This is a genomic window from Sphingobium cyanobacteriorum (assembly GCF_030580935.1).
In the GTDB taxonomy this organism is placed as follows: Bacteria; Pseudomonadota; Alphaproteobacteria; order Sphingomonadales; family Sphingomonadaceae; genus Sphingobium; species Sphingobium cyanobacteriorum.
This window is the reverse complement of sequence record NZ_JAUQOM010000006.1, coordinates 215606-241791: the sequence shown is the minus strand read 5'-3', so window position 1 is coordinate 241791 and position 26186 is coordinate 215606. Positions and strand designations below refer to the sequence as shown.

Sequence of the window (26186 nt, the reverse complement as noted above, 5' to 3'; positions counted from 1 at the left end):
ACGCTGTAGATCCCCACACCTCCCTGACTCGGCAGAAAGGCTTCAAGGTGGACGACTTTTACGCCGCCCGCAGCAGGACTATCCCGCCGCTACCGTGGTCGAATATTGCTCCGCCGTTCTCAATCCGGCCCTGTCCTCGCGCCTCAATCAGATTTTGGTCCCGCTCCTCTCCATTATCGAGGATGCCTCCGTGCGGGCCGACATCAAAGCGTCGGCGCGCAGTCTGGAACGCACCCACGCTCAGGAGCGAGCCACCTTGCCAGAAGCCTACCTCTTGGAGGTATTGAGTGAATTGCTGGCCGACCAATGCCGCAAGGCGGTGCCACTGACCGAAATTGCAATAGTGTTCGCCGCGCGCGTCGGCCCCGACTTTGAACGTCCCGTGACAGCCCGGTATCTCGGCAGTCTGCTCCGCACCCGTTTGCACCTGACGAGCTACAAGACCCAAGGCGTCTATGTTGTCCCCATCGTCGAAAAAGCCAAGGTCGATGCCCTGTGTCCCCGCTACGGGGTTACGCCCTATGCACGCTCACCCTGAGCCGCTGGATACGTCCCTATGTCCCTATGTCCACCCAAGTTGCCAAGATGGCTTCCTTTCACCCTCTGGGAGGAACGAACGGTATCGGGAAAAATAGAGATACCGGCAGCCACTCTAAGCGCTGTCCAAAAAAACAAATATGTCCAACAAAGGAAACAGGAAAAGCGCGCTCTCTAATCGGCTGCGGCGCGAGCGGCGAGCATGGGGTCTCACGCAACCCGAACTCGCCCGCCTGCTCGGATGTGGGGGCCGCACGGTGATCTCTCGCATTGAGCGGGGAAAACGTGCGCCGAGCCTCCGAGTAGCCATCGCCTGCAAAGTGCTGTTTGGTTATCCGCCCCATCATATTTTCCCCAACCTCTACGCCGAGGTGGAAGATGGCGTTACCCGCCGTGCCTATGTGATGCTCCAAAAGCTGGAACATGACCACAGCGCCGCTGCCGAACAGAAGAAAGTGCTGCTTGAAGGCGTCTTGAAACGCTCCATCCAAGGCCAAGAGGAGCCTCACTCCTAAAATATCAAATCTATGCCAAGAAAAACGTATCCTGACCTTGTGTTGGCTGTCGCGCCCACGACACGGGGCTTTGCCTTCGTGCTCTTTGAGGGACCGCTCGCCCCATTTGATTGGGGCCTCAAAGACATACGCACCAAACAAAAGAACGCCCGCGTGCTGGAAGCGGTGCGTGCCATCATCGAGCAGCATCATCCGACAGTGCTCATTCTCCCGAACTGCAAGCCCAAAGATGCCCATCGCTCGCCGCGCGTTCGGGCGCTGGCCCTCGCCCTTCGCCATCTCGGCGAATCAAATCAGATGATGGTCCATCAATTTGACCGCGCCGCCATCCGACAGTGCTTTGCCTCCGTGGGCGCGCGCACCAAACACGAAATCGCGCTGGTCATCGCCGAAGAGATACCCGCGTTCCGGCATCGCCTGCCGCCCATCCGCAAAATCTGGATGAACGAAGATGCCCGCCAATCTCTCTTCGATGCCGCCGCTCTGGGACTAGCCTATTTCACCAGTCACACCGTCAGGGAATAGGCGTTTCCTCTGTGATTCGTTCCTGATATGTATCAGTCATGCCCGCCGCTTCCCGCGCAATGCCCGATTCTCCTGTAGCCGCCACGCACGAGCGCCCATCGTGGTTCGTGATCGAACAGGTGAAGACGCATATCGCCGCCACCGGCCACCCGGAATCCGATAGCCGCCTCCATCAGGGGCCAATCGCTTCTGACGAACCGTTTGAAATTCTGGCGATGGTGTCGATCGCGCGCGACAAGCGCCCGGAGCAGGATCGGGCACGGTGCCCGATGTGCGACCAGGGTAACAAGTTTCTCGATGGTCGGCTGGTATATTTTCCACGCCTGGGAGCGATAGCGGCCATTGGCCATTGTTGCGCGGACGGAGCTAATCGGCTGGTGGCCGATCGCGTATGGGAAGCCAAGCAGAAGACCGCGCTGGAAGAAAACTATCTGCTCGACACCATACCAACACTCGCTCTTCAGATCGCCCGCCTCCACGCGCTCTTGCCGGTGGCGGAGGAGGCAGAGCGGGTATTCCTTCAATTCCGCAAAGATGGCGCTCGCTACCAACGCCGCCTTCGCCACATCGTCAAGAATGGAGGCGAACTGATAGTTGATGAAGTGATGCAGTCCTCAGGTGGAGCCGGGCCGCGCGGTCTGCGCGCATCCGGGTCAACAATAGAAACCCGCGCCATTCGGTTTGGGCGCATGAATGGTGGCCTTGCCGTTGCCAACAAGTTCACGCCCGCCAGTGACCTCAAAAGCATCGTTGATGCCCTAAAAACCTATCCGGTCGGCGCGGATGACGGGGCGGTGATCGACTACGTAGCGGCCTTGTCCAGCGAAGCGCGGGCAACGGTCTACGCAAATATCAAAGCCCAGTTGCAGAAACTCGATGAGGCTCCCAGCCGCCTCAAAGAATTTCGGTCGTTCTTCGAGGTCAGCAACTTAGAACGTTTGACGAGTTGGGGCAGCCATCGAGATGCGTCCTTCCCAATATCGACCGCCATTCACAACTACGGGGAAGCAAAGCGTTTTTTCCAGATGATGGGCGATGGCGCGCCCGTTCGCATTCTCATTTCAGCCAAGCTTTGGGACGCCCTTTAACATCGCCAAGCTGGGCTGAAACGCCACTCCCAAAGGCAGCCCTAACCCTCATCCATCCTGTTCGCCCTGCGGCGGGTGCGTCCGAGATTCCCTCGGACGGCCACCCTACGCAGGGAGAACACCAATGGAAATACATTCTGCCGACTGGCGGGCGGAAGTCCGCCGTCAAAATGATCGGTTCCGGAAGCACGGTGAGGGCCAAGGCACGTTTCTGGTCACATCTGGGATTAGTGCCAAAGGCCCGGCCTTCGTCCTGGCTGCCGTTCGGGCTGTTCGCGCTTTCGACGCCTTCACTAAGGACAATGATCCTTACGGTGAGCATGATTTTGGAGCCTTCAACCTCGAAGGCGAACGCCTGTTTTTCAAGATCGATCCGTATGATCTTTCGCTCCAGGCCTATTCGCCCAATGCGGCTGATCCAGCAAAAACAACGCGCGTGCTCACCCTGATGCTCGCCAGTGAATACTGATATGGTGGCTGCTCTCTGGAGCAGCCACCTTCTAACAGGAGTGTGCCATGTCGAAAACCGTTGGCATCTGGATACGTGTATCCACCGAAGATCAGGTGCGCGGCGAAAGCCCGGAAACCCATCATAAACGCGCTGCCGCCTATGCCGAAGCCAAGGGCTGGACGGTCGCGGAAGTCTACCGTCTAGAGGCCGTGAGCGGAAAAGCCGTCATGGCCCATCCAGAGGCCCAGCGGATGCTTACAGACATTCGGGCCGGACGGATCAGTGGTTTGGTCTTTTCCAAGCTGGCCCGTTTGGCCAGAAACACCCGCGAACTTCTGGACTTCGCGGAAATCTTCCGAAATGAAGGGGCGGACTTGGTTTCGCTCCAAGAAGCCATCGACACCAGTTCCCCAGCCGGTCGCCTCTTCTTCACCATGATCGCCGCTATGGCGCAGTGGGAACGGGAAGAGATTGCCGAACGAGTCGCGGCCTCTGTTCCGGTGCGCGCCAAGCTCGGCAAGCCGATCGGCGGAGCCGCTCCATTTGGCTATCGCTGGCTCGACAAGAAGCTGGTGCCTGACCCCGAAGAAGCACCCGTCCGCGTGCTTCTCCACGAACTCTTTCGGGAACATCGCCGGAAGAAAACGGTGGCCCGTATCCTCAATGAACGGGGCCACCGCACCCGGAATGGTTCTGCGTTTTCCGACACGACCATATCCCGGCTCCTCCTTGATCCCACGGCCAAGGGGCTTCACCGCGCCAACTACACAAAAACGGATGATCGCTCGAAAAGCTGGGCGCTCAAGCCCGAAAGCGAGTGGGTATATACCGAGGTGGAGCCGATCCTCTCCGAAGCCCTCTGGGAAGAATGCACGGCCATCATCACGGCCCAGCAACAGGCTGCCAAGCCTATCACCAAAAAGACGGTGCAGTTGTTTGCTGGCCTGACCTTCTGCGGCTGCGGCACCAAAATGTATGTGCCGTCGAACAGTCCAAAATATATCTGCCATGACTGCCGGAACAAGATTCCGGTGGCCGATCTCGAAGCCATCTTCCACGAGCAACTGCGGGACTTCGTGTTCTCACCGGAGGAGATTGCCCGCTACCTATCAGAGAGTGATCAAAGCCTCAAACAGCGGGAAGAATTGCTCGCCCTCCTCCAACGTGAGGAACGGAAAGTGACCGCCGAAGCCGACAAACTCTATGACCTTTACCAAGCGGGAGCCATCGACAAAGAAGGTTTTGGTTCCCGCTACAAGGGCATCGGCGAACGCTTGAAACAGCTTGGGGACGAAATCCCACGCACCCAGGCTGAAATTGATGCCGTGCGGATCAGCTTCCTCTCCCAAGAGGAAATCATCCGCGAAGCCCAAGACCTCTATACTCGCTGGCCCATGCTCCCACGCGAGGAGCAGCGCCAGATTGTCGAAGCCATCGTGGAACGCATTGTCATCCATGATGGAGAAGTGGAAATCGACCTCTTCTTCAATCCCGGCTCCGGCAGTCTGCCAGAACCATCGCCGGGCGGCGCAACGCCATCCTTTCCTTTAACTGATGGCAGTTGGGCCACGCGGCCTCACGGGTTCATCGCCGCGATGAGCTGCACCCGCGCGGGGAAGGTCACATGCGCGTTAGCCCGCGCCACCGTCACCTCGCCCGTCTCCAGCGGCTGACGCAGCGAATCGAGCACGGTCCGCTGGAACTCCGGCAGTTCGTCCAGGAACAGGACGCCCAGATGCGCCATGCTGACCTCGCCCGGCCGCGCCTTCAATCCGCCGCCGACCAGCGCCGCCATCGACGCGCTGTGATGCGGATTGCGGAACGGCCGCGCCCGGCTGATCCGCCCGCCCTCCAGCGTGCCGGCGACGCTTGCCACCATCGAGCTTTCGAGCGCCTCGGCCGGGGTCATGTCGGGCAGGATGCCGGGCATGCAACTGGCCATCAGCGACTTGCCCGCGCCCGGCGGGCCGACCATCAGCAGGTTGTGCCCGCCCGCCGCCGCGATCTCCAGCGCGCGCTTGGCGACCTCCTGCCCCTTGACCTGCTTCAGGTCCGCGCCCCGCACCGGCGCTTCCACCACGCCCGGCTGGGGCGGCGACAGCGCCGCCATACCCTTGAAATGGTTGAGCAGACTCAGCAGGTCGGGCGCGGCGACCACCTCCACCTCCCCGGCCCAGGCCGCTTCGGCCCCCTGCGCGACCGGGCAGACCAGCCCCATGTCCCGGCTGCCCGCATGGAGCGCGGCCAGCAGCACGCCGGGCGACGGCGCGGTCCGCCCGTCCAGCCCCAGTTCGCCCACCACGACATAACCCGCCAGCGTCTCCGCATCGATCACGCCCATCGCGCCCAGCAGCGCAAGCGCTACGGCCAAGTCGAAATGCGACCCTTCCTTGGGCAGGTCGGCGGGCGACAGGTTCACCGTGATCCGCTTGGGCGGCAAGGACAGGCCGATCGCGGCGATGGCGTTGCGCACCCGCTCGCGGCTTTCGGCCACCGCCTTGTCGGGCAGGCCGACCAGGATGAAATTGGGCAGGCCCGGCACCAACTGGCACTGCACCTCCACGGCGCGCGCCTCCAGCCCCAGATAGGCGACCGTCGATACCGTTGCGACCAAATGCTCCCCCGCCTTTTCCCGCTGCCCCGTCAGTCCGTCGCCGGACTATTCCTCGATCGGCTCCCCGGTCCGATCCCGCGCAGGCTCGTCGGCACGCCCCTTGAACCCCTGCGCCACGACATACCATTCCACGCTGCCCTTGCGGCTGGCCGGGGGCTTGGCGTGCTTGATCGTCGTGAAATTCTTCTTGAGCAGCACCAGCAGTTCACCGTCCGTCCCGCCAGCGAACACCTTGGCCACGAACGTCCCGCCCTTACGCAGATTTTCGACCGCGAACCAGGCCGCCGCCTCGACCAGCCCCATGGTGCGCAGATGGTCGGTCGCGGCATGGCCGACCGTGTTGGCCGCCATGTCCGAAATCACCAGGTCCGGCGCGTCGCCCAGCGCATCGCGCAGCATCTGCGGCGCCTTGTCGTCCATGAAATCCATTTCTAACAGGGTGACGCCGGGGATCGGATCGACCGGCAGCAGGTCGATGCCGACCACGGCGGCTTTCGGGGCCATCTTGCGGACCACCTGCGCCCAGCCGCCCGGCGCGACGCCCAAGTCGACGACCGCCTTCGATCCCTTCACGAAATGGAATTTCTCGTCCAGTTCAATGAGCTTGAAGGCGGCGCGGCTGCGCCACCCTTCCGCCTTCGCCTTGCGGACATAGGGATCGTTCAGATGCCGCTCCAGCCAGCGCACCGACTGCGCGGTGCGGCCCCTGGCGGTCTTGACCCGTACCTTGCCGACGCCGGACCCTCTCACATCACTCTCCCGTCGCGGTCCATCAGGCCGCGCAATATGCCTTCGCGAATCCCCCGGTCGGCCACGCCCAGCCGGTCGGCCGGCCAGATGTCGAGGATCGATTCCAAAATCGCGCAGCCCGCCACCACCAGGTCGGCGCGCTCGGTGCCGATGCAGGGCAGCTTCTGCCGTTCGGCCAGGGTCATGCCGGATAGCCGGTCGGAAATCGCCCGCATCGATTCGCACGGCACGATCAGCCCGTCGATCACCTGCCGGTCATAGCGCGGCAGGTTGAGGTGCAGGCTGGCCAGCGTCGTCACCGTGCCGGACGTGCCCAGCAGGCGAATATCCTGTAATCCCTGCGGCAAGCGCCGGGCGAGCGGCAAGAAAGCCTCGCTCACCCGCGCGCGCATCCGGCCATAGGCGGCCAGCCGCTCCGCCGGATCGTCATGCTCGAACGCCTCGCTCTCGGTCAGCGACACCACGCCCCAAGGCGCGCTCACCCAATCGACGATATGCGGCGCGCCATCGCCATGGGCGTCGACCAGCACCAGTTCGGTCGATCCGCCGCCAATGTCGAAAATCAGCGCCGGCCCGTCGCCCGGCTCCAGCAGCGCATGGCAGCCCAGCACCGCGAGCCGCGCTTCTTCCTGCGCGCTGATGATGTCGAGCGCGATGCCGGTTTCGCGATAGACGCGCTGGATGAACTCCGCCCCGTTGGACGCACGACGGCAGGCTTCGGTCGCGACCGACCGGGCGAGCGTCACATGCCGGCGCTTGAGCTTGTCGGCGCAGACCGACAGCGCCGCGATGGCGCGATCGATCGCCGCGTCGCTGATCCGCCCGCTCGACGCCAGCCCTTCCCCCAGCCGCACGATCCGCGAAAAGGCGTCCACGACGATGAAGCCGTCGGCGGACGGCTTGGCGATCAGCAGGCGGCAGTTGTTGGTGCCAAGGTCGATGGCGGCATAGGAACGGCGATCCCGCGCACCATGGGACGAAAGACCCCGCTGCACCGCGGGGGGAGGAATGGCCGCAGCCTGGCTCCCATCGCCCGGACCGGAACGGGCACGCTTGCCCGCATAACGGCCGGTCGGGCCGGGACTCTGCGGCGATGGGCGGCTTTGCTGCACCATGCCGTAACTCGCTTCTGCTTATCGCCAGCCCCAAAGACGGGACCGGAACTTGCACCCATGCTTAAGCAGATAATGGCGGATACGCAAGCTGCGGGGAAAAGCGGGGCACGGGCGGGGCGTCCGGCGCGGGCGCGTCACCCTTTACAGGGGCAGCAGCGCCGCGACGATCCGCCGCTCCTCGGCGCGCAGCACGCCCCAGGCGCGGGCCGCCGCGCGGCTGTCCATCGCTTCGACGCCGATGCCCAGCGCCTCGACCGCCCGCACGAACGCGCGCGGCGGCTGGCGCAGGCCCGCGCCGGTCCCCAGCAGCAGAAATTCGGGGGCCGGATCGGTCGCGAACAGATCGCCCAGCGCCTCCAGCGTCAGCACCTCCACGGACGCCGGCGCATCAGCCCAGGCCAGCGCCCGCACCGGGCTGAGCAGCAGGCCATCGGGAAACACATCGTCGCGCACCCGAAAGCCCCGGCCCTGGAATCCGGTGACGATCGGCCCCTGGCCGCTATCGTCGCGGCGCAGCGTGATGCCTGCATCACCGGACATGGCGGTCAGGGCCGTGCGCCGTCGTCGCGCGGTCCCACCCGCTCGGCGGTCCCGGCATAGCCCTTCTTCGTCGCCTTCTTTTCCGCCACCTGCGGCGTCAGGCCCAGCGTGATCAGCAGCGAGGACGACACATAGACCGACGAGTAAGTGCCCACGATGATGCCCAGCATCATCGCCGCGGTGAAGCCGCGCAGCACATGGCCGCCAAACAGCAGCAGCGCACCCAGCGCCAGCATCACCGTCAACGATGTCATCACCGTGCGCGGCAGCGTTTCGTTGACCGACAGGTCGATCAGCGCCTTCATGTCCATCTTGCGGTATTTACGCATATTTTCGCGGATGCGGTCGTCGATCACCATCTTGTCGTTGATCGAATAGCCCACGATCGTCAGCACGGCGGCAATGATGTTGAGGTCGAATTCCATCTGCGTGATGGCGAAGAAACCCAGCGTCATCAGCACGTCATGGACGATCGCGACGAAGGTGGAGACGCCGAACTGCCATTCGTAGCGGAACCAACTGAACACCGCGATGCCGATGATCGCCAGCACCACCGCCAGCACGCCATTCTGGATCAGTTCGCCCGACACCTTGCCCGATACCGTGTCGTAGCGGGAGAAGGTGACGCCGGGGAATTGCGCGACCATCGCCTGCCGGGTCTTTTCGACCACGGCATTGGCCGCGCCCGCGCCGCCCTGTTCGGGCAGGGGCAGGCGGATCTGCACCGTCCTGGGATCGCCGAACTGCTGGAGCGCGCTTTCGCCCACGCCCAGCGTGCCGATGGTGGCGCGCACCTTGTCGGTTTCGACATTCTGCGGGAATTTCGCCTCGATCATCAGGCCGCCGACGAAATCGACGCCCAGGTTGAGGCCCTTATAGACCGTCGCGCCCACCGCCAGCACGGTCAGCAGCGCGGTCAGCGCAAAGGCCCAGTTACGGATCGCGACGAAGCCGATATTGGTGTTGTCGGGGACGAGCTTAAGCAGTTTCATGATATTCTCTCCCGCCCCGTCAGATATTGATTTCGGTCGGGCGCTTGGTGCGGACCCAGCGCGCGGCGAGCAGGCGGGTAAAGGTGACGGCCGTGAACACGCTGGTCGCAATGCCGATCAGCAGCACGATCGCGAAGCCCTTGACCGGGCCGGAGCCGAGCGCCAACATGATCCCGCCGGCGATGGCATGGGTCACGTTCGCCTCGAAAATGGTGCGGCTGGCTTCCTTGTAACCGAACTGGATCGCCTGCACCACGCCACGCCCGCGCCGCCGCTCTTCACGGATACGCTCGTAGATCAGCACGTTCGCGTCGACCGCCGTGCCGATCGTCAGCACGAAACCGGCGATGCCCGGCAGGGTCAGCGTCGCGCCCAATATGCCCATCACGCCCAGGATCACCAGCACGTTGATGGCGACCGCGATATTGGCATAGACGCCAAAGCGCCCATAGCTCAGGAACATGAAGGCGGCGACCGCGACCACCGCGATGATCGACGCGATCAGGCCGGCGCGGATCGAATCCGCCCCCAGCCCCGGCCCGACCGTGCGTTCCTCCACCACGGTCAGCGCGACCGGCAGCTTGCCCGACCGCAGCGCGATGGCGAGCTGGTTGGCGCTTTCGACGGTGAAGCTGCCGCTCACCTGCGCGCTGCCGCCCAGGATCGGTTCATTGATGTTCGGCGCGGACAGCACCTTGCCGTCCAAGATGATGGCGAAGGGGCGGTTGACATTTTGCGACGTCACCTGCCCGAACTTGCGCCCGCCGGAGCCATTGAAGCGGATATTGACGATCGCCTGGTTATTCTGGTCGAACCCTTGCGTCGCATCGGTCAGGTCTTCACCCGACACCATCACCTGCCGCTTGACCGCGATCACCGGCGGTCCCGCCGGATTGCCCGGATAGGGCAGGACTTCGCTGCCCACCGGCGCGCGCCCCTGCGCGACTTCGGACGGGTTGGCGGTCATATCGACCAGCTTGAATTCCAGCTTGGCGGTCTGGCCCAGCAGGTCCTTGAGCGCCTTGGGGTCCTGCAAGCCCGGCACCTGCACGACGATGCGGTTGCCGCCCTGCTGCTGGATCGTGGGTTCGCGCGTGCCCATTTCGTCGATGCGCTTGCGGATCACCTCGGTCGCGACTTCCATCGCGCTCTTGACCGCATTGTCGATCCCCGCCTGGGTCGGGGTGATGACGATGGTGGAGCTGTTGACCACCTCGACATTGAAGTCGCGCTGGCCGGTCAGGCCCGCCCCCTGCGTCAACGGCCGGATACGCTCGACAGCGGCGTCCACCTGGGCGGGGTTGCGGACCATGAAGCTGAGCTTCCCGTCGCGCGCGCTGATGTCGCCGATCGCGATCCTGGGATCGCCCCGGCGCAGTTCGGTGCGGACCTGCTCCTCCATATTGGCCAGCCGCTGCTTCGCCACATCCTGGGTCGACGCTTCCAGCAGCAGATGGCTGCCGCCGGCAAGGTCGAGGCCCAGATTGACCCGCGTCTGCATGAAGCCGGGCAGCTTTGCGACGGTCGCGTCGGGCAGGAAGGTCGGCACCGCGCACAATATGCCGATGACCAGAGGCAGGAGGATCGCGGCGACCGCCCAGCGCGAAAAGTTCAGCATGGGCGCGCTCAGTCGTTCGCGGGCTTGGCGCTGGCCGGGTCGATCACGTCGGTCAGGGTCGATTTGACCGCCTTGACCTTCACGTTCGGGGCCAGCTCGACATCGGCATAAATCTCGTCAACACGCACGACCTTGCCCACCAGGCCGCCGCCGGTGACGACCTGATCGCCCTTCTTCACCGCGTCGATCCGGGCCTTATGCTCCTTCATCTTCTTTTGCTGCGGACGGATCAGCAGGAAATAAAAGACAATGAAGATCAGGACCAGCGGGGCCATCTGCACCAGGATGCCGGCGCCGGACGCTTGCCCGCCCGCAGTCTGGGCCAAGGCTGGAGTAATGAACATGGGTGGGACTTTCGCCTGTTTTTCGGGAACGCGGGCCACCTGGCGGCACCCACGCATCAAGGGCGGGCGGCTAACACAGATGCGCCTGTCGAGGCAATATGATTAGGGGATTTGCAGCCCCGGCGCAAAAGCCCGCGATTGAACGCTTGCGCTTTCATCCCGGTGCTTCTAAAGGGCGCCCTCCGGTCGGGACGTAGCGCAGCCTGGTAGCGCATCACACTGGGGGTGTGGGGGTCGGAGGTTCGAATCCTCTCGTCCCGACCAAGATTACCAGCAAAAGCAATGACTTAGCGAGCATCCACTGGCAGCGTCAGTGGAACCCCTTGGGGTCGTCTAGCACATATCTAGCAGCGCCGCTGAAAGCCAGTGAGGCGCAAGCCTTAAGCGGGTTTGAATCCCTCCCTCTTCCGCCATTCTCCGAATGCGCTATCATGATGGCATGACAGAAATCCCTGATGGCACAGAAGAAGGCGCGGCTCAGGCGCTTGAAAATCTCCAGCGCAGCGAAACCGAACTGTTAGATGTTTACCAGCACCACATGGTCAATCGCCCCTTCGGTTATCAGGACCTCTACCTTCTTGGAATTGCGCGTCGCGCGCTCGCACAGGCAAAAGCATTCAGGCAGTGTGTTGATGACCGCAATGGCTTGATCGCATCTGCAATCCTGCGCCTCCAACTAGACACCGTCCTTCGTCTTTATGCGCTGTTCTGGGTAGCCGACCCGGAGGCGTTCGCCGGGCGGGTTTTCGCTGGCGAACAAATAGACCGCCTAAAAGCGGCGGATGGTCAGCAGATGAAAGACAGATACCTTATCGACAAAATCAAAGACCGAAACCCTTGGGTCGAGGCAGTCTATAAGAACACTAGCGGATTGATACATTTCTCAGACCGACATATGCACGCCGCTATACGGTTGAAGGACGAGAAATCAGATTCAGCGGAGTTTTTTCTTGGTCCTAATAACCCGTCCCATACTCTCGCCGATTTCCAAGAATTGTTAGAAGCGTTCTTTCATTGCACCGCTATGATCGTTGTAGCTGCGGGTGATTGGTTTTCGCGCTTTGATACAATTTACCGACGCGAGCCTCCGGTAGTCGATAGTAGCAGCACCCTACGCCCGAAGGCGTAGGGTGCTGGCAGCGTCAGGCAGGAGAAGAACCTGTCCCCGCTGCTAGCCCCGATGTTGATGGCAGGGGTCGGTGTCCTTAACCCCAGCGCGGCGAGCAAGATGGAACTCCCGCGCTATCTGAACCTGACCTCGTCTCCCCGGCAGCCTTGCGGTCCGCTGCACAGCCGCAGGCGCAGCACATTCTCCGAGAAAAATGGACGGGCACCGTCAGCGGGCATATGCCGCCCCCTTTCCATCCGCGAAGGGCCGCGACAAGCTCAACCATGTCGCCAGCCGCCAGCGCGGGGCGCTGGGGGCCCTTCGCAGCCACTATGGATTGCTGGCGGCCGCCGCCGAATAGCCGACGAAGAGGGAACTGCCCTGCACCCCGAATAAAGCGTCGAATTCTGCCGCAAATATGGCAAGTTGGCGGGGAGATTTTCGATCGGAGACGCTTGCCCATGATCACTTCCCGCCGCGATTTCCTTGTCGCCGGCACCTCCGCCTTCGCGTTGGCGGCGCTGCCCACCCGTGCCGCCGAAACGGCCGACGCCCGTGCGGAAGCCATGCTGGCCGACATGGCCGAAGCCATGCTGGCCGACATGGCCGAAGCCATGCTGGCCGATGCCCCCGAAAGCGCCAGCGGCCTTGGCATCGACATCGCAGCCCGCGCCCCGCTCAAAAGCCGCCTCGGCGACAAAAGCCCCGCCGGTCAGGCGCAGATCGCCGCCCATGTGCGCAGCCGCCTGACAAAATTGCGCGCCATCGACCTGGAACCGCTCTCGCCTGCCGCCCGGACCGATGTGGAAGTGGTGCTGGCCGCCCATGAACTGGCGGCGGACGGCTTTGCCTTCCCCTTTGGCGACATGGCGATGATGAACAGCAACTGGTCCTATCGCAACAGCCCCTATGCGGTCGCCCAGAACACCGGCAGCTTCGTGGAAACGCCCGATTTCCTGGACAGCAACCATGGCATCGCCAGCCGTGCCGATGCCGACGCCTATCTCGCCCGCCTCGCCGCCTATGCCGCGAACCTGAAGGGGGAGACGGAACGGTTGCGCCATGATGCCAGCATCGGCGTCATCGCTCCCGCCTTCCTGCTCGACAAGAGTGTCAAGCAGATGGCGCGCGTGCAGGCGCAGCCGATCGACCAATGGGGCGTCATCACCTCGATCGCCCGCCGCACGCAGGACATGCCCGGCGATTATGGCGCGAAAGCAGCGGCCATCGTGCGGGATCAGGTCGCCCCCGCCCTTGCCGCCCAGGTCGCCGAACTCCAGCGCCAGCGCGCCGGTGCGACGATGGACGCGGGCGTGTGGAAACTGCCGCAGGGCGACGCTTATTACGCCTGGGCCTTGCGCGCGGGCACCACGACCACCCGCTCGCCCGAAGAGGTCCACCAGCTCGGCCTTGACCAGCTTGCCGCGCTCCAGTCGGAAATGGACCGGCTGCTGCGCAGCCTTGGCCTGACGAAGGGCACGGTCGGCGCGCGCATGACCGCGATGGGCAAGGACCCGCGCCATCTCTTTCCCAATGACGATGCCGGCCGCCAGCAGATATTGTCCTATATCGACGGTCGCCTGACCGACATCCGCACCCGCCTGCCCCGCGCCTTCGCAACGCTGGTTCCGGCGAAACTCATCGTCAAGCGCGTGCCGGTGGAGATCGAGGCCGGCGCGCCGGGCGCCTATGCCGGCGCGGGCACGATCGACGGGTCGGTGCCCGGCAACTATTATATCAACCTGCGCGATACCGGCATCTGGCCGCGCTACAGCCTGCCGACGCTCTGCTATCATGAAGGGATACCGGGCCATATCTGGCAGGGCGAATATACGTACAAGCTCCCCCTGATCCGTTCACTGCTGGCCTTCAACGCCTATAGCGAGGGCTGGGCGCTCTATGCCGAGCAACTGGGCGACGAACTGGGCGCCTATGACGGTGACGTGGCCGGGCGGCTGGGCTATCTCCAGTCGATCGCCTATCGCTGCTGCCGGCTGGTGGTCGACACCGGCCTCCACGCCAAGCGCTGGACGCGGGAACAGGCGATCGGCTGGTTCGCCACCACCAACGGTTCCACGGTGGAGGATGTGCAGGGCGAGGTGGACCGCTACTGCGCCTGGCCGGGGCAGGCCTGCGGCTACAAGGTCGGTCATGGCGAGATCGTCCGCCTGCGCGCTGCCGCGCAGAAGGCGCTAGGCGACAAGTTCGACTTCCGCCTGTTCAACGACGCCGTGGTCAAGGGCGGCGGCGTGCCGATGACCGTGCTGGGCAAGACCATCGATGCCTGGGTGGCGGAGCGGAAGGGGACGTGAAAGCCGTAGCGCGACATGGATTGTTGCACTACGCTCGCAATGACGGACATAAAAAAGGCCGGAGGATCGCTCCCCCGGCCTTTCTGCTTGTCCCGAACCTGCCTTACCCGACGAACGCCCGCTCGATCACGAACTGGCCCGGTGCCGCGTTCGATCCTTCGATGAAGCCATGGTCCTCGAAATAGGCCGCGAACTGCTTGATCATCTCCATGCTGCCGCACATCATGATCCGGTCGGTTTCGGGGTCGAATTTCGCCGCCCCCGGTATCCCTTCGAACAGCGCGCCACTCTCGACCAGCTTGTCGATCCGCGCGGTGTGCCCCTCAAACGGCTCGCGGGTCACGGTGGGGACATAATGGAACTGGCCCGGCGCCTGTTCCGACACCAAAGGATCGTCCGCCCATTTGCCTTCCATTTCGTCGCGGAAAGCCAGATCGCTGACCCGGCGCACCGAATGGACGACGACGACCTGCTCGTAAAATTCATAGACATCCGGGTCGCGCGGCAGGCTGAGGAACGGCGCGAGGCCGGTGCCCGTCGACAGCATGAACAGCCGCTTGCCCGGCAGCAGCGCGTCGGTGACGAGCGTGCCGGTCGGCTTGCGCCCCAGATAGATCTGGTCGCCCGGCTCGATCTTTTGCAGCTTGCTGGTCAACGGACCATCCTGCACCTTGATCGACAGGAATTCGATCTCCTCGTCCCAGGCAGGACTGGCGATCGAATAGGCGCGCAGCAGCGGCTTGCCATTGTCGCCCTTCAGCCCGATCATGATGAACTCGCCCGACCGGAAACGGAAGCTGGCGGGCCGCGTGATGCGGAAACTGAACAGATGCTCGTTCCAGTGCTTCACCGACAGCACGGTTTCCACGGAAAGCGCGCCGGTGGGTTCCAGTACCGGCTTTTCGATCGTCACGTCGGTCAAGACCTTATCCTCATATTGCGCCGGCGCCACCCGATTGGGCGAAGCCAGTTGCGGATCGTTCGCAATAATATCCAGTCCGCGAATGGCCCGGCGACAGCGCGAAGGCAAGGCCAAAAAAACTTGTGCGCCGCAAAGGACGCCCTTGCCGTCAGCCGAACAGCCCCTTGGCGATGCCACCCAGTTCGTTGAGCGGATTGCCGTCGCCGTCGCGGTCGAACAAGCCGCCCAGCTTGCCCAATATCGCTTCGGGTCCGCCGAACGCGCCCAGCAGTTCCTGGAGCTTGTCGGCCGACACGCCATGTTCGGCCGCCGTTTCGGCCAGTGCGGACACGCTGGTTTCGCCCGAACCGATCTTGGCGCTGATCTCGCTCATCAACGCCTGCATCTGCTCAGGCGACACGCCGATCTGCGCCGCGATCGCTTCCAGTCCACCGAATTTGCCGATCATATCTTCGAACATGCCCGAAACTCCCGCATAATAGGGATAGGCAGCATAGCATCACCAACCCGCGCCCAAAAGCAAAAGAGCCGGAGAGTTTCCCCTCCGGCTCTTTACGCAACTGGCGTCCCGCCTTCGCAGGACTATGGCGCCCCTTGTCAGGCGGCGACCAGCGCCGCTTCCCGCACGCCCGCGTCGACATGGTCCACGAACTGGGCAAAATTGTCCACGAACGCCTTGACCAGCGTGGCGGCAGTCGCGTCATAGGCGGCCTTGTCCGCCCACATGGCGCGCGGGTCGAGAATGGTCGAATCGACATCCTTGACTGCGACCGGCACTTCGAAACCGAAATTGGGATCGGTGCGGAACTCGACCGCGTTCAGGCTGCCGTCGAGGGCCGCGTTGAGCAGCGCGCGCGTCACCTTGATCGGCATGCGCTTGATGCCCGGCATCGTCGCCTTGCCGCCCGCCCAGCCGGTGTTGACCAGCCAGCAGGTGACACCGCCCTTGTTGATCCGTTCCTTGAGCAGATTGCCATAGACCGACGGGTGACGCGGCATGAACGGCGCGCCGAAGCAGGTCGAGAAGGTGGCGGTCGGTTCGGTCACGCCGATCTCGGTCCCCGCGACCCGCGCGGTGTAGCCGGACAGGAAATGATACATCGCCTGTTCCGGGGTCAGCCGCGCGATCGGGGGCAGAACCCCGTAAGCGTCGGCGGTCAGGAAGATGATGTTCTTGGGCACCGGACCCAGATTCTTCTCCGACGTGTTCGGGATGAAGTCGATCGGGTAGGAACCGCGGCTGTTTTCCGCCAGGCTGTTGTCGTCCAGGTCGATCTCGCGCGTTTCTTCGTCGATCACGACATTTTCCAGCACCGTGCCAAAGCGCCGGGTGGTGGCGAAGATCTCCGGCTCGGCTTCGGCCGACAGGTTGATCATCTTGGCGTAGCAGCCGCCCTCGAAATTGAAGACCGCCGTATCCGACCAGCCATGCTCGTCATCGCCGATCAGCGTGCGGCTGGCATCGGCCGACAGGGTGGTCTTGCCGGTGCCGCTCAGGCCGAAGAACACGGCGGTGTCGCCATTCGGGCCGATATTGGCGGAGCAATGCATCGGCATCACGCCCTTGACCGGCAGCAGATAATTGAGGATCCCGAACACCGATTTCTTCATTTCACCGGCATAGGCGGTGCCGCCGATCAGGATCAGCTTCTCGGTGAAGTTGACCGCGACCACGGTTTCGCTGCGGCAACCATGACGGGCCGGATCAGCCTGGAAGGTCGGCAGGTCGATGATGGTATATTCGGGCGCGAAATCAGCCAGCTCGTCGGCCGCCGGACGCACCAGCAGCGTGCGGATGAACAGATTGTGCCAGGCGCGTTCGTTGATGACCCGCACCCTGACGCGATGTTCGGGCTGCGATCCACCGAACAGGTCGGCGACATAGAGCCTGTCCTTCTCGCCCAGCGCCTTGAAAAAATCTTCCTTCAGCGCGGCGAAGTGCGCCGGCGTCATGGGCACGTTGGTCGACCCCCACCAGACGGTCGATTCGGTTTCGGCGTCGCGGACGATGAACTTGTCCTTGGCGCTGCGGCCGGTATGCTTGCCGGTCTTGACGACCAGCGGGCCGTCCTTCGACAAAATGCCTTCGCCATTGCGAACCGCAGCCTCGACCAGCGGCGCAGTGCCAAGATTCCAGAACTGGGTGGCATGGGTGGAAATGCCCTGGTCGGCCAGGGTAATAGAGGATTTGGCCTGCACGCCTTTGCTCCTGATATATTGTTTTCGGTCATGTCATTCATCAGCTTGCGACCGATCCGCCCCTTCAGCGCCGCTCTCTTTTTCGCGGCGTCCTTGCTGCAGACATCGAGCCACATAAGGCTTTGGACGAAAGCCGTCAAATGTCTGCGACAGGGCGCTTGTCCCGAATATCGACGGCCTTGCCGCAGCATCGGCCGTTCGCCCTTCCTTGCGGCAACCGATCGCATCGTCTAACGCTTGCCCCTTCCTGCCCTTTTCGTACTTCCGGGATACCGCATGACCGCAACCATCGCCCTGGTGGATGACGACAAGAATATCCTGACTTCGGTGTCGATCGCGCTTCAGGCCGAAGGCTTTCTCACGCGCATCTATTCGGACCCCGAAGGCGCGCTGAAGGCGCTGCTCGACAATCCGGCCGACCTGGCCGTGTTCGACATCAAGATGCCCCGCATGGACGGGCTGGAACTGCTGCGCCGGCTGCGTGAAAAGACACAGATGCCGGTGATCTTCCTCACGTCCAAGGCGGATGAACTGGACGAGGCGCTGGGCCTGGCGATGGGCGCGGACGATTATATCGCAAAACCCTTTTCGCAGCGGCTGCTGATCGCCCGCATCCGCGCCATCCTGCGCCGGGCGGAAGTCAGCAAGCTGCCTGACGCCCCGGACGAGCCGGTCGCCGACCCGATCCTGCGCGGCCGGCTGGAAATGGACCCGGCGCGCCATCGCGTGAAATGGAACGGCAAGGATGTCACCCTGACCGTCACCGAATTCCTGATCCTGGAAACGCTGGCCGCGCGGCCCGGCGTGGTCAAGAACCGCAACCAGTTGATGGACGCCGCCTATCAGGACGATGTCTATGTCGACGACCGCACGATCGACAGCCATATCAAACGGCTGCGTCGCAAGTTCCGCGAGGTGGACTCCGATTTCAACGCAATCGACACGCTCTATGGCGCCGGCTACCGTTTCTCCGAAGAGTGACGATGCGCCGCTTGCGGTGCGCTGGTCGGGGCGGCTGAGCCTCACGCCGCGCATCCTGGCGGTCAACGTCTTTGCGCTGGCGCTGCTTGCCGGCGGCTTCTTCTATCTCGACAGCTATCGCACCCGCATCATCGATGCGCGGCTGGAACAGTCCGCGCGCGAGCTGAAGCTGCTGGCGATCGGGATGGAAAATGCCCCGGCCGATCGCCAGAACGCGCTGATCGCCGCCTATGCCCGCCAGACCGGCGACCGGGTGCGGCGCTACGCCCCGGCCGGCGCGCTGGTCGCCGACAGTTTCGCGATGGACGCCCCCCGTTACCGGCTGCGCCTGCCGTCGGAGGAGGAATGGCAGCGCCATGTCGCCCGGTTCCTCGACAAGGCCGTCGACCGGGTCGTCTCTGCCGATCGTCCGCCCGATTTCGAAGAACCCGCCATCGATCATGCCGACGCCTGGCCGGAAAATGTGCTGGCCCGCAAGACCGGACGCCCCCAGGCGATGGACCGCTACGCGCCCGATCGCACCTTCATGATATCGGCCGCCGTGGCGACCAGGGATGGCGGCAGCCTGCTCGCGACCGAAAATGCGCGCGACATCACCCGCATCGTGCGTGCCGAACGGTTGCGCCTGGGCATGGTGCTGGCGGTGGCGGTGCTGGCCTCGGTGCTGCTCTCGCTCTTCCTGGCGCGCACCATCGTCCAGCCGCTCCAGCGCCTGGCCCGCGCCGCCGTGCGGGTGCGCCTCGGCCGCGCCCGCGAAGTCACCGTGCCGCGCCTGCCCGAACGGCGCGACGAGATCGGGATGCTCGCCCGCGCCCTGTCGGACATGAGCCATGCGCTGCGCCAGCGGATCGACGCGACCGACGCCTTCGCCGCCGATGTCAGCCATGAACTCAAGAACCCGATCGCCTCGCTGCGCTCCGCGCTCGATTCGCTCGACCGGGTGGACCGGCCGGACCTGCGCGCGCAACTGATGGCCATCGCCCAGGACGATGTGCGCCGGCTCGACCGGCTCGTCACCGACATTGCCGAAGCATCCCGCGTCGATGCCGAACTGTCGCGCACCCGGTTCGAACCCATTGACCTTGGCCTCCTCATCGAACGGATGGTGATCGCCCGCGAAGCGCGCGGCGTGCCGCGCAGCGTCCGCCTCGCCTTTGCCCGTCCGCGCAAGGATGTGGCGGTGGTGCTGGGCGAGGAAGGCCGGCTGATCCGGGTGCTCGACAATCTGATCGACAATGCCATCTCCTTCTCGCCCGAAGGCGGCCTGGTCCAGATCATCGCCACCGTCGCGGATGACGAAGTGCTGGTCAGTGTCGAGGATGAAGGGCCGGGCGTCCCCGAAGCCGAGCGGGAGCATATTTTCCGCCGCTTCCACAGCGTGCGCCCGGAAGGCGAGACGTTCGGCAAACATTCTGGCCTGGGCCTCGCGATCGCCCGGTCGATCGTGGAAGGGCATCAGGGCAAGATCGCCATCGGCGACCGCGAGGATGCGCAAAATGGCGCGCGCTTCGTCGTCCGCCTGCCCATGGCGGTGGCGCGCGATCCCGGCATCGTGTCGGAATAGGACCGGGATCGGTCCTCAACGGCATTTCCATCCGCACCGACACAGGGTAGAAGGTTCCAGGGGCTTATGGCGCGCGCACTTTCATCCGAAACGCTTCATGCGACCAGCGTGGCCATTGGCGGCCGCGCCGTCCTGCTGTGCGGGCCGAGCGGCAGCGGCAAGTCCGACCTTGGCCTGCGCCTGATCGATCGCGGCGGCATGTTGGTCAGCGATGATTATACGCTGGTCAAACGGATTGACGGCAGGCTGATCGCCACCGCGCCCACCACCATCGCCGGCAAGATCGAGGTGCGGGGCCTGGGCATCATCGACCAGCCATCCGTCTGCGAAATCCCCGTCGCCCTGATCGTCGACCTGTTCGACACGGTCGACCGGATGCCGATGGAGCCGCTGCGGCGCGCCGTCGCCGGGATCGACGTGCCGGTCATCAGGATCGCGCCGTTCGAAACCTCCGCCCCGATCAAGGTCGAGCTGGCGCTCAGGACGCTGGGCCTTTCATGACCCAGCCCAAGACCATCCTGCTCCTGTCCGGCCTGTCGGGCGCGGGCAAGACCACCGCGCTCAAGACGCTGGAGGATATGGGCTGGGAAGCGGTCGACAATCTGCCGCTCGTCCTGCTCGACCGGCTGCTCGACACGCCGCTGCCCGCCGGCCATGCGGGGGAAGATGAGCGGCCGCTCGCGCTGGGCATCGATGCGCGCACGCGCGGCTTCGACGCCAACGCCATCGTCCAGCGGATCAAGGCGCTGCGCGAACGTCATGGCCATGGCATCGAAACCCTGTTTCTCGACTGTTCCGGCGCCGAACTGGAGCGTCGCTTCGCCGAAACGCGCCGCCGCCATCCGCTGGCGCTGGACCGGCCGGCCGCCGACGGCATCGCCCGCGAACGTGAACTGACCGAGCCGCTGCGCCGCTGGGCCGCCCAAGTGATCGACACGACCAGCTTCACCAGCAACGGCCTGCAACAGGAAATCCGCAACCGCTTCTCGCGCGAAGGGCTGTCGGAACCGATCCTGACCATCCTTTCCTTCGGCTTTTCGCGCGGGGTGCCGCGCAATGCCGACCTGATGTTCGACATGCGCTTCCTGCGCAACCCGCACTGGGACGCCACATTGCGCCCCATGACCGGGCTGGACGCCGCCGTCGCCGCCTATATCCGGCAAGACCCTGTTTATGAGGCGGCGGTCAGCAAGATCGAGGATCTGCTCGTCACCATCCTGCCCCGTTATGCGGAGGGCGGGAAAGCCTATATCACCGTGGCCTTTGGCTGCACCGGCGGCAAGCACCGCTCGGTCCATGTCGCCCATCGTGTCGCGAAGCACTTGCAAGAGGCTGGCTTTTCGCCCACGGTCTTGCACCGCAATATAGAATCGACGCCCCAGGACAGTCTGGAGAAGCGTCGTCCGGGAGGCCCGAAAGCATAATCATGACACAGGTGGGCCGCACAAGCACATGATCGGACTCGTACTCGTCACCCATGGCTCGCTCGCGACGGAATTCGTCGTGGCGATGGAGCATGTCGTCGGGCCGCAGCAGCAGATCGAAACGATCTGCATCGGCCCGGAGGATGACATGGAACTGCGCCGCGCGGACATCGCGACGGCGGTGGCCCGCGTCAATGACGGATCGGGCGTCATCCTGCTGACCGACCTGTTCGGCGGCACCCCGTCCAACCTCGCCATCTCGCTGCTCAAGGCCGGCGAGATCGAGGTGATCGCCGGGATCAACCTGCCCATGCTGATCCGGCTGGAAAGCGCGCGCAAGGTCATGGACGTCCGGGCCGCGGTTGCCGCCGCGCGCGAAGCGGGGCAGAAATATATCAGCGTAGCATCGGAACTGTTGGGCAGCAGCACATGAACGAAGTGAGCCAGGAAGTCCTTATCAGCAACAGGCGCGGCCTGCACGCCAGGGCCAGCGCCAAGTTCGTGACCCTGGCCAGCGGCCTGCCCGCCGACATCACCGTCAGCAAGGACGGCAATCATGTCACAGGCACATCCATCATGGGTCTGATGATGCTGGGCGCCGCGATGGGCGACAGCATCATCATCAAGGCCAGCGGCCCCGAAGCGCATGATTGCCTGGGCAAGCTCGTCACCCTGGTCGAGGACAAGTTCGGAGAGGAGTGAAGGGTCGCCCGCCTTAATCGCCGGCGACGACCACCGCGATCTTCAACGCATCACCCCCGGCAGCGATTGCCAGCAGCCGGTCGATATTGGGGTGCGCGCCCGGACGATCCTGGGCATCGGCGACATGTTCGGCGAACAGCGCCAGGCCATGCCGGGCCGCCTGCGCATCCAGCCGGTCGAATTGCTGTGCCAGATAATGATAGACCGCAAGCGACCCTTGCCTGCCCGGCTGGTTGGCGATGCCGCCCACCACAGCGCCCGCCGCATCGATCAGGTCGATGCGTGCCACGCCATCGACCGGGGGCAAGAGCTGCACATTATCCTTGAATGTCGCACCAGGCTCAATCATCGCCATCATGTCTCGCATTGCCGAGGGGAAGAAGGACGATGCTCTAGCAGCCTGGTACGCGATCCGCCATCACCCCTACGCGACCTGTCCGGTACGCCGCATCTCGGTGAAGATATTCCAGGTCGCGATGAACAGGGCCGCGATCACAGGGCCGATCACGATCCCGTTGAACCCGAAAAGCTCGATCCCGCCCAGCGTCGAAATCAGCACCACATAATCGGGGATCCGCGTGTCACGGCCCACCAATATGGGGCGCAGGACATTGTCCACCGATCCGATGATGAACGCGCCGCTCACCACCACGACCACGCCCTGCCATATCTCGCCGGTCGCGAACAGATAGAGCGCCACCGGCGCCCACACGATCGCCGCGCCGATCGCCGGCAACAGCGAAAACGCGCCCATCAGCACGCCCCACAGCAAGGCGCCCTGTATCCCCACGGCCCAGAAGATCAGGCCGCCCAGCACGCCTTGCACGATGGCCACGACCAGGCTGCCCTTCACCGTCGCGCGGATGACGACGACGAAACGGGCGAGCAACGCTTCCCGCTGATGCGGCCGCAACGGCGCCGCTTCGGCAAAGCGCTGGGACAGCCGCTCGCCATCGCGCAGCAGGAAGAAGGACAGATACAGCATCACGCCCAGCGCAATGATGAAGCTGAACGCGCTCTGCCCGATCAGCAGCGCCTGCCCCGCCCAGGTGCGGAAACTGCTCGTCAGGCCGCGCGTGATGGTGACGCGCGCAGCGTCGAAATTGCTGAGGCCAAAGCGGCGCAACATGCCATGCGCCCAGTCGGGCAGGGCGGCCTGCATCTGCCCGAACATGCGCGCGAAATCGATCTGGCCGGACTGGATCTGGGCATAGACATGCGCCGCTTCGGTGATCAGCGCGCTGACCAGCAGGATGGACGGAATGATGACGATGGCGATGATCAGCAACAGGGTGATGAGCGCGGCGCTGTTGCGCCGTCCCGGCATCCGCGCGGCAATGCGCTGCTGGATCGGCCAGAACAGGACCGCGACGATCACGCCCCACAACACGGCGGCAAAAAAAGGCTCCAGCACCGCCGCAAAGGCGATCGATACGAGGATGACGAGGCCGAGGAAAAAGCCGTCCTCCAATTTGTAGCTGCGGGACGGCGATGTGGTCATATTTTCCCCCTAGGCAAGAACCCAAGCGAAATCCATGGCGATCGTTGCGGTTCCATCACGGAAAAGGACCATGTTTTTTTGAACATGCGGATGCTGGAGCGGATCATGCAAAGTCCTGTCCTTTTTCACCGCCCGACGCTAGAGCATCGATCGCATTCATCAAGGGACCAGACGCAGACGTGGCACGCGCAATCACCGGATTTTCCAACCCGCTGGTGAAGCGCATCCGCGCCCTGCGCGAAAAGAAACATCGCAAGGCCGAAGGGCTGTTCCTGGCCGAAGGGCTGCGCATCCTGACCGAAGCGCGCGAGGAGGGCGTGCTGCCCGACATGCTGTTCCATGCCGGCTCCACCCATCCGCTGGCGCTGGAGCTGATCGACGCGATGGAGGCCCGCGGCGGCGATGTCATCGAAACCACGCCCGATATATTGTCCAAGATCAGCGGCAAGGACAACGCCCAGGCCGTGGTCGGCGTCTATCGCGACCGGCTCACCCCGCTCGGCACGCTGGACCGGACGAAGGCCGACATCTGGATCGTCGCCCAGTCGTTGCGCGACCCCGGCAATCTGGGCACCATCTTGCGCACTGGCGACGCGGTCGGCGCGGGTGGCCTCATCCTGATCGACGATTGCGTCGATCCCTTCTCGGTCGAATCGGTTCGCGCCTCCATGGGCGCCCTTTTTACCCAGTCGATCACCCAGGCGCGCTGGGGCGAGTTCATGCACTGGCTGCGGCAGGGGCCGGGCGAACTGATCGGCACCAGCCTGAAAGCCACGCAGGATTATCAGGAACCCCGCTATGCCAGCCCCAGCTTCCTGCTGGTCGGCAACGAAGCGCAGGGCCTGCCGGAAAGTTACGAGGCCGAATGCGACCAGTTGGTGAAGATGCCGATGCTGGGCAAGGCCGACAGCCTGAACGCGGCGGTGGCAACGGCGGTGATGGCCTATGAATTGCTGAATCAGAAGAGGCGAACCTAAAGGATCGTCGTTCCCGCGCAGGCGGGAACCCATCTCCCGACCTTGCGGCAAAGGATAGCGCCGGAGATGGATTCCCGCCTGCGCGGGAATGACAAAGAGCAGCAGCGACAGGGGCAAGAAGGCATGACAAGCACAAACGGCATCGGCGAAATGTGGCGGCACAAGCGGGTGCTGTCGGCCAGCCTGATCGGCACGGCGGTCGAATTTTACGACTTCTACATCTACGCCACCGCCGCCAGCCTGATCTTTCCTTCGCTCTTCTTCCCTTCCTCCTCGCCCACCGCGCAGTTGATGGCCTCCTATGGCAGCCTCGCGCTCGCCTTCTTCGCCCGGCCCGTCGGCGCGGCGGTGTTCGGCCATTATGGCGACCGCATCGGACGCAAGGCGACACTGGTGGCGTCGCTGATGCTGATGGGCGGCTGCACCCTGCTGATCGGCTTCCTGCCGACCTATCAGATGATCGGCTGGTGGGCGCCGCTGATCCTGTGCATCCTGCGTTTCGGCCAGGGCTTTGGCCTGGGTGGCGAATGGGGCGGCGCGGCGCTGCTGGCGGTGGAGAATGCCCCGCCCGGCTGGCGGGCGCGCTTCGGCATGTTCCCGCAGCTTGGTGCCCCGGTCGGCTTCATCGCGGCCAACGGCCTGTTCCTGATCCTGGGCGCGTTCCTGACCGAAGAGGATTTCCTGACCTGGGGCTGGCGCCTGCCGTTCCTGGGCAGCGCGGTGCTGGTGATACTGGGCCTCTGGGTCCGCCTCAAACTTACCGAAACGCCCGAATTCGCCGCCGCGCAGAAGGAAACGCCGCCGCCCGCCGTGCCGCTCGCCACCCTGCTCTCCTCGCACCTTGGCGCAGCCATCGCCGGCACCTTCGCCTGCGCCGCCTGCTTTGCGGTCTATTATATCGCCACCGCCTTCGCGCTCGGTTATGGCACCACCGCGCTCAGGATCGACCGCGAAGTGTTCCTCGCCATCCAGCTTGGCGCGATCCTGTTCATGGCGCTCAGCATCATCCTGGCCGGCTGGTGGGCGGATCGCACCACGCCGACCACCGCGCTCGCCTGGGGCTGCGCCGGAACGGTGCTGATGGGCCTCGTCTTCGGCCCGCTGATCGGCACCGGGGCGCTGCTGCCGATCTTCGTGGCGCTCAGCCTGGCGCTGTTCATGATGGGCTTCATCTACGGGCCGCTCGGCGCCTATCTGCCCGCCCTCTTCCCGATCCAGCTACGCTATACCGGCGCGTCCTTCGCCTTCAACCTGGGCGGCATCATCGGCGGCGCGCTGGCCCCGATCGTCGCGACCTGGCTGATCGGCGCGCAGGGTGTCGGCCTGGTCGGCCTCTATATGTCGCTGGCGGCCCTGATCAGCCTTGGCGGACTGTGGTGGACCAGCCGCACCCCCTGACCCTGGGGC

At 64.0% G+C, this 26186-nt stretch carries 27 protein-coding genes, 1 tRNA gene and 1 pseudogene; 16 read left to right on the top strand and 13 right to left on the bottom strand.

From position 1 onward, the window contains the following. On the top strand, window positions 1-538 hold a 538-nt coding region (locus Q4610_RS13680; RefSeq protein ID WP_304536505.1), incomplete at its 5' end, for a hypothetical protein. A gap of 58 nt (window positions 539-596) precedes the next feature. Here Q4610_RS13680 and Q4610_RS13675 read toward each other — a convergent pair. Further along, window positions 597-1244 (bottom strand): hypothetical protein, encoded by a 648-nt coding sequence (locus tag Q4610_RS13675; protein WP_304536504.1) that lies wholly within the window; start codon window positions 1242-1244, stop codon window positions 597-599. Here Q4610_RS13675 and Q4610_RS13670 point away from each other — a divergent pair. The 4 genes from Q4610_RS13670 to Q4610_RS13655 all read left to right on the top strand — a co-directional run bounded on the left by Q4610_RS13670 (window position 1206) and on the right by Q4610_RS13655 (window position 4789). Beyond that, the gene (locus tag Q4610_RS13670) at window positions 1206-1577 is read left to right on the top strand and encodes a hypothetical protein (protein ID WP_304536503.1); all 372 of its coding nucleotides are present in this window, start codon (window positions 1206-1208) and stop codon (window positions 1575-1577) included. The genes Q4610_RS13675 and Q4610_RS13670 overlap by 39 nt on opposite strands. A 38-nt stretch (window positions 1578-1615) precedes the next feature. Then, window positions 1616-2665, top strand: coding sequence for a hypothetical protein (locus tag Q4610_RS13665; RefSeq protein WP_304536502.1), 1050 nt, complete (start codon window positions 1616-1618; stop codon window positions 2663-2665). A gap of 124 nt (window positions 2666-2789) precedes the next feature. Then, on the top strand, window positions 2790-3134 hold the full coding sequence (locus Q4610_RS13660; protein WP_304536501.1) for a DUF3768 domain-containing protein: 345 nt from the start codon (window positions 2790-2792) through the stop codon (window positions 3132-3134). Between the two features lie 47 nt (window positions 3135-3181). Next, window positions 3182-4789, top strand: coding sequence for a recombinase family protein (locus tag Q4610_RS13655; RefSeq protein WP_304536500.1), 1608 nt, complete (start codon window positions 3182-3184; stop codon window positions 4787-4789). Here the strand turns inward: Q4610_RS13655 and Q4610_RS13650 are convergent. The 7 genes and pseudogenes from Q4610_RS13650 to yajC all read right to left on the bottom strand — a co-directional run. Further along, window positions 4696-5730, bottom strand: a pseudogene (locus Q4610_RS13650) (YifB family Mg chelatase-like AAA ATPase); the annotation flags it as partial. The gene Q4610_RS13655 and the pseudogene Q4610_RS13650 overlap by 94 nt on opposite strands. Window positions 5731-5775: 45 nt before the next feature. Beyond that, window positions 5776-6480 carry an RlmE family RNA methyltransferase gene (locus Q4610_RS13645; protein ID WP_304536499.1) on the bottom strand — a complete coding sequence of 235 codons (705 nt, stop codon included), beginning with the start codon at window positions 6478-6480 and terminating at the stop codon, window positions 5776-5778. Beyond that, entirely contained in the window at window positions 6477-7595 is a 1119-nt protein-coding gene (locus Q4610_RS13640; protein WP_304536498.1) for a Ppx/GppA phosphatase family protein, read from the bottom strand. Before Q4610_RS13640 ends, Q4610_RS13645 begins: the two co-directional genes overlap by 4 nt. 141 nt (window positions 7596-7736) lie before the next feature. Then, entirely contained in the window at window positions 7737-8048 is a 312-nt protein-coding gene (locus tag Q4610_RS13635) for an Mth938-like domain-containing protein (RefSeq protein ID WP_425262567.1), read from the bottom strand. A gap of 92 nt (window positions 8049-8140) precedes the next feature. Continuing rightward, the gene (gene secF, locus Q4610_RS13630) at window positions 8141-9127 is read right to left on the bottom strand and encodes a protein translocase subunit SecF (protein WP_304536496.1); all 987 of its coding nucleotides are present in this window, start codon (window positions 9125-9127) and stop codon (window positions 8141-8143) included. A gap of 19 nt (window positions 9128-9146) precedes the next feature. After that, window positions 9147-10745, bottom strand: a complete 1599-nt coding sequence (gene secD, locus Q4610_RS13625) for a protein translocase subunit SecD (RefSeq protein WP_304536495.1) — start codon at window positions 10743-10745, stop codon at window positions 9147-9149. 8 nt (window positions 10746-10753) lie between these two features. Further along, the gene (gene yajC, locus Q4610_RS13620) at window positions 10754-11089 is read right to left on the bottom strand and encodes a preprotein translocase subunit YajC (RefSeq protein WP_304536494.1); all 336 of its coding nucleotides are present in this window, start codon (window positions 11087-11089) and stop codon (window positions 10754-10756) included. Window positions 11090-11276: 187 nt separating this feature from the next. Between yajC and Q4610_RS13615 the strand changes: the two genes are divergently transcribed. The 3 genes from Q4610_RS13615 to Q4610_RS13605 all read left to right on the top strand — a co-directional run bounded on the left by Q4610_RS13615 (window position 11277) and on the right by Q4610_RS13605 (window position 14509). Then, a tRNA-Pro gene (locus Q4610_RS13615) sits at window positions 11277-11353 on the top strand. Window positions 11354-11528: 175 nt separating this feature from the next. Continuing rightward, the gene (locus Q4610_RS13610) at window positions 11529-12218 is read left to right on the top strand and encodes an aldo-keto reductase family protein (protein ID WP_304536493.1); all 690 of its coding nucleotides are present in this window, start codon (window positions 11529-11531) and stop codon (window positions 12216-12218) included. A gap of 440 nt (window positions 12219-12658) precedes the next feature. Then, window positions 12659-14509: a DUF885 domain-containing protein gene (locus Q4610_RS13605; RefSeq protein ID WP_304536492.1), complete on the top strand. Its 1851-nt coding sequence runs from the start codon at window positions 12659-12661 to the stop codon at window positions 14507-14509. A 103-nt stretch (window positions 14510-14612) separates the two neighbouring features. On the opposite strand, the gene Q4610_RS13600 is transcribed toward Q4610_RS13605, so the two are convergent. From Q4610_RS13600 to Q4610_RS13590, 3 genes are all read right to left on the bottom strand, one after another. After that, complete coding sequence (locus tag Q4610_RS13600) at window positions 14613-15431, bottom strand: ferredoxin--NADP reductase (RefSeq protein ID WP_304536491.1); 819 nt, start codon at window positions 15429-15431, stop codon at window positions 14613-14615. Window positions 15432-15579: 148 nt separating this feature from the next. Next, window positions 15580-15891 carry a hypothetical protein gene (locus Q4610_RS13595; RefSeq protein ID WP_304536490.1) on the bottom strand — a complete coding sequence of 104 codons (312 nt, stop codon included), beginning with the start codon at window positions 15889-15891 and terminating at the stop codon, window positions 15580-15582. A gap of 137 nt (window positions 15892-16028) precedes the next feature. Continuing rightward, window positions 16029-17630, bottom strand: a complete 1602-nt coding sequence (locus Q4610_RS13590) for a phosphoenolpyruvate carboxykinase (protein WP_304536489.1) — start codon at window positions 17628-17630, stop codon at window positions 16029-16031. Between the two features lie 276 nt (window positions 17631-17906). On the opposite strand from Q4610_RS13590, the gene Q4610_RS13585 reads away from it, so the two are divergent. The 6 genes from Q4610_RS13585 to Q4610_RS13560 all read left to right on the top strand — a co-directional run bounded on the left by Q4610_RS13585 (window position 17907) and on the right by Q4610_RS13560 (window position 22301). Further along, window positions 17907-18611 (top strand): response regulator transcription factor, encoded by a 705-nt coding sequence (locus Q4610_RS13585; protein ID WP_304536488.1) that lies wholly within the window; start codon window positions 17907-17909, stop codon window positions 18609-18611. Next, window positions 18580-20175 carry a sensor histidine kinase gene (locus Q4610_RS13580; RefSeq protein WP_304536487.1) on the top strand — a complete coding sequence of 532 codons (1596 nt, stop codon included), beginning with the start codon at window positions 18580-18582 and terminating at the stop codon, window positions 20173-20175. Before Q4610_RS13585 ends, Q4610_RS13580 begins: the two co-directional genes overlap by 32 nt. A gap of 66 nt (window positions 20176-20241) precedes the next feature. Further along, window positions 20242-20676 carry an HPr kinase/phosphorylase gene (locus tag Q4610_RS13575; protein ID WP_304536486.1) on the top strand — a complete coding sequence of 145 codons (435 nt, stop codon included), beginning with the start codon at window positions 20242-20244 and terminating at the stop codon, window positions 20674-20676. After that, window positions 20673-21599 (top strand): RNase adapter RapZ, encoded by a 927-nt coding sequence (gene rapZ / locus Q4610_RS13570; RefSeq protein ID WP_304536485.1) that lies wholly within the window; start codon window positions 20673-20675, stop codon window positions 21597-21599. Before Q4610_RS13575 ends, rapZ begins: the two co-directional genes overlap by 4 nt. A gap of 28 nt (window positions 21600-21627) precedes the next feature. After that, window positions 21628-22032, top strand: a complete 405-nt coding sequence (locus Q4610_RS13565) for a PTS sugar transporter subunit IIA (protein WP_304536484.1) — start codon at window positions 21628-21630, stop codon at window positions 22030-22032. Then, window positions 22029-22301: an HPr family phosphocarrier protein gene (locus Q4610_RS13560; RefSeq protein WP_304536483.1), complete on the top strand. Its 273-nt coding sequence runs from the start codon at window positions 22029-22031 to the stop codon at window positions 22299-22301. The genes Q4610_RS13565 and Q4610_RS13560 overlap by 4 nt, the downstream gene beginning before the upstream one ends. A 13-nt stretch (window positions 22302-22314) precedes the next feature. Here Q4610_RS13560 and Q4610_RS13555 read toward each other — a convergent pair whose 3' ends face one another. Beyond that, window positions 22315-22650 (bottom strand): DUF2322 family protein, encoded by a 336-nt coding sequence (locus tag Q4610_RS13555; protein WP_304536521.1) that lies wholly within the window; start codon window positions 22648-22650, stop codon window positions 22315-22317. A 75-nt stretch (window positions 22651-22725) separates the two neighbouring features. Further along, window positions 22726-23802, bottom strand: coding sequence for an AI-2E family transporter (locus Q4610_RS13550; RefSeq protein WP_304536482.1), 1077 nt, complete (start codon window positions 23800-23802; stop codon window positions 22726-22728). Between the two features lie 179 nt (window positions 23803-23981). Between Q4610_RS13550 and Q4610_RS13545 the strand changes: the two genes are divergently transcribed. Both Q4610_RS13545 and Q4610_RS13540 read left to right on the top strand, forming a co-directional pair. Then, complete coding sequence (locus Q4610_RS13545; protein ID WP_304536481.1) at window positions 23982-24779, top strand: TrmH family RNA methyltransferase; 798 nt, start codon at window positions 23982-23984, stop codon at window positions 24777-24779. A 123-nt stretch (window positions 24780-24902) separates the two neighbouring features. Continuing rightward, window positions 24903-26177: an MFS transporter gene (locus Q4610_RS13540; RefSeq protein WP_304536480.1), complete on the top strand. Its 1275-nt coding sequence runs from the start codon at window positions 24903-24905 to the stop codon at window positions 26175-26177. The last annotated feature ends 9 nt before the right edge of the window (window positions 26178-26186 follow it).

Coding starts and splice junctions, on each gene's coding strand:
- secD (WP_304536495.1), bottom strand. CDS start 10,745: ATGCTGAACTTTTCGCGCTGGGCGGTCGCCGCGATCCTCCTGCCTCTG.
- Q4610_RS13610 (WP_304536493.1), top strand. CDS start 11,529: ATGACAGAAATCCCTGATGGCACAGAAGAAGGCGCGGCTCAGGCGCTT.
- Q4610_RS13565 (WP_304536484.1), top strand. CDS start 21,628: ATGATCGGACTCGTACTCGTCACCCATGGCTCGCTCGCGACGGAATTC.
- Q4610_RS13665 (WP_304536502.1), top strand. CDS start 1,616: ATGCCCGCCGCTTCCCGCGCAATGCCCGATTCTCCTGTAGCCGCCACG.
- Q4610_RS13655 (WP_304536500.1), top strand. CDS start 3,182: ATGTCGAAAACCGTTGGCATCTGGATACGTGTATCCACCGAAGATCAG.
- Q4610_RS13605 (WP_304536492.1), top strand. CDS start 12,659: ATGATCACTTCCCGCCGCGATTTCCTTGTCGCCGGCACCTCCGCCTTC.
- Q4610_RS13540 (WP_304536480.1), top strand. CDS start 24,903: ATGACAAGCACAAACGGCATCGGCGAAATGTGGCGGCACAAGCGGGTG.
- Q4610_RS13550 (WP_304536482.1), bottom strand. CDS start 23,802: ATGACCACATCGCCGTCCCGCAGCTACAAATTGGAGGACGGCTTTTTC.
- Q4610_RS13560 (WP_304536483.1), top strand. CDS start 22,029: ATGAACGAAGTGAGCCAGGAAGTCCTTATCAGCAACAGGCGCGGCCTG.
- Q4610_RS13640 (WP_304536498.1), bottom strand. CDS start 7,595: ATGGTGCAGCAAAGCCGCCCATCGCCGCAGAGTCCCGGCCCGACCGGC.
- secF (WP_304536496.1), bottom strand. CDS start 9,127: ATGAAACTGCTTAAGCTCGTCCCCGACAACACCAATATCGGCTTCGTC.
- Q4610_RS13575 (WP_304536486.1), top strand. CDS start 20,242: ATGGCGCGCGCACTTTCATCCGAAACGCTTCATGCGACCAGCGTGGCC.
- Q4610_RS13675 (WP_304536504.1), bottom strand. CDS start 1,244: ATGATGCTGCTCGATGATGGCACGCACCGCTTCCAGCACGCGGGCGTT.
- Q4610_RS13585 (WP_304536488.1), top strand. CDS start 17,907: ATGACCGCAACCATCGCCCTGGTGGATGACGACAAGAATATCCTGACT.
- rapZ (WP_304536485.1), top strand. CDS start 20,673: ATGACCCAGCCCAAGACCATCCTGCTCCTGTCCGGCCTGTCGGGCGCG.
- Q4610_RS13580 (WP_304536487.1), top strand. CDS start 18,580: ATGGCGCCGGCTACCGTTTCTCCGAAGAGTGACGATGCGCCGCTTGCG.
- Q4610_RS13595 (WP_304536490.1), bottom strand. CDS start 15,891: ATGTTCGAAGATATGATCGGCAAATTCGGTGGACTGGAAGCGATCGCG.
- yajC (WP_304536494.1), bottom strand. CDS start 11,089: ATGTTCATTACTCCAGCCTTGGCCCAGACTGCGGGCGGGCAAGCGTCC.
- Q4610_RS13660 (WP_304536501.1), top strand. CDS start 2,790: ATGGAAATACATTCTGCCGACTGGCGGGCGGAAGTCCGCCGTCAAAAT.
- Q4610_RS13555 (WP_304536521.1), bottom strand. CDS start 22,650: ATGATTGAGCCTGGTGCGACATTCAAGGATAATGTGCAGCTCTTGCCC.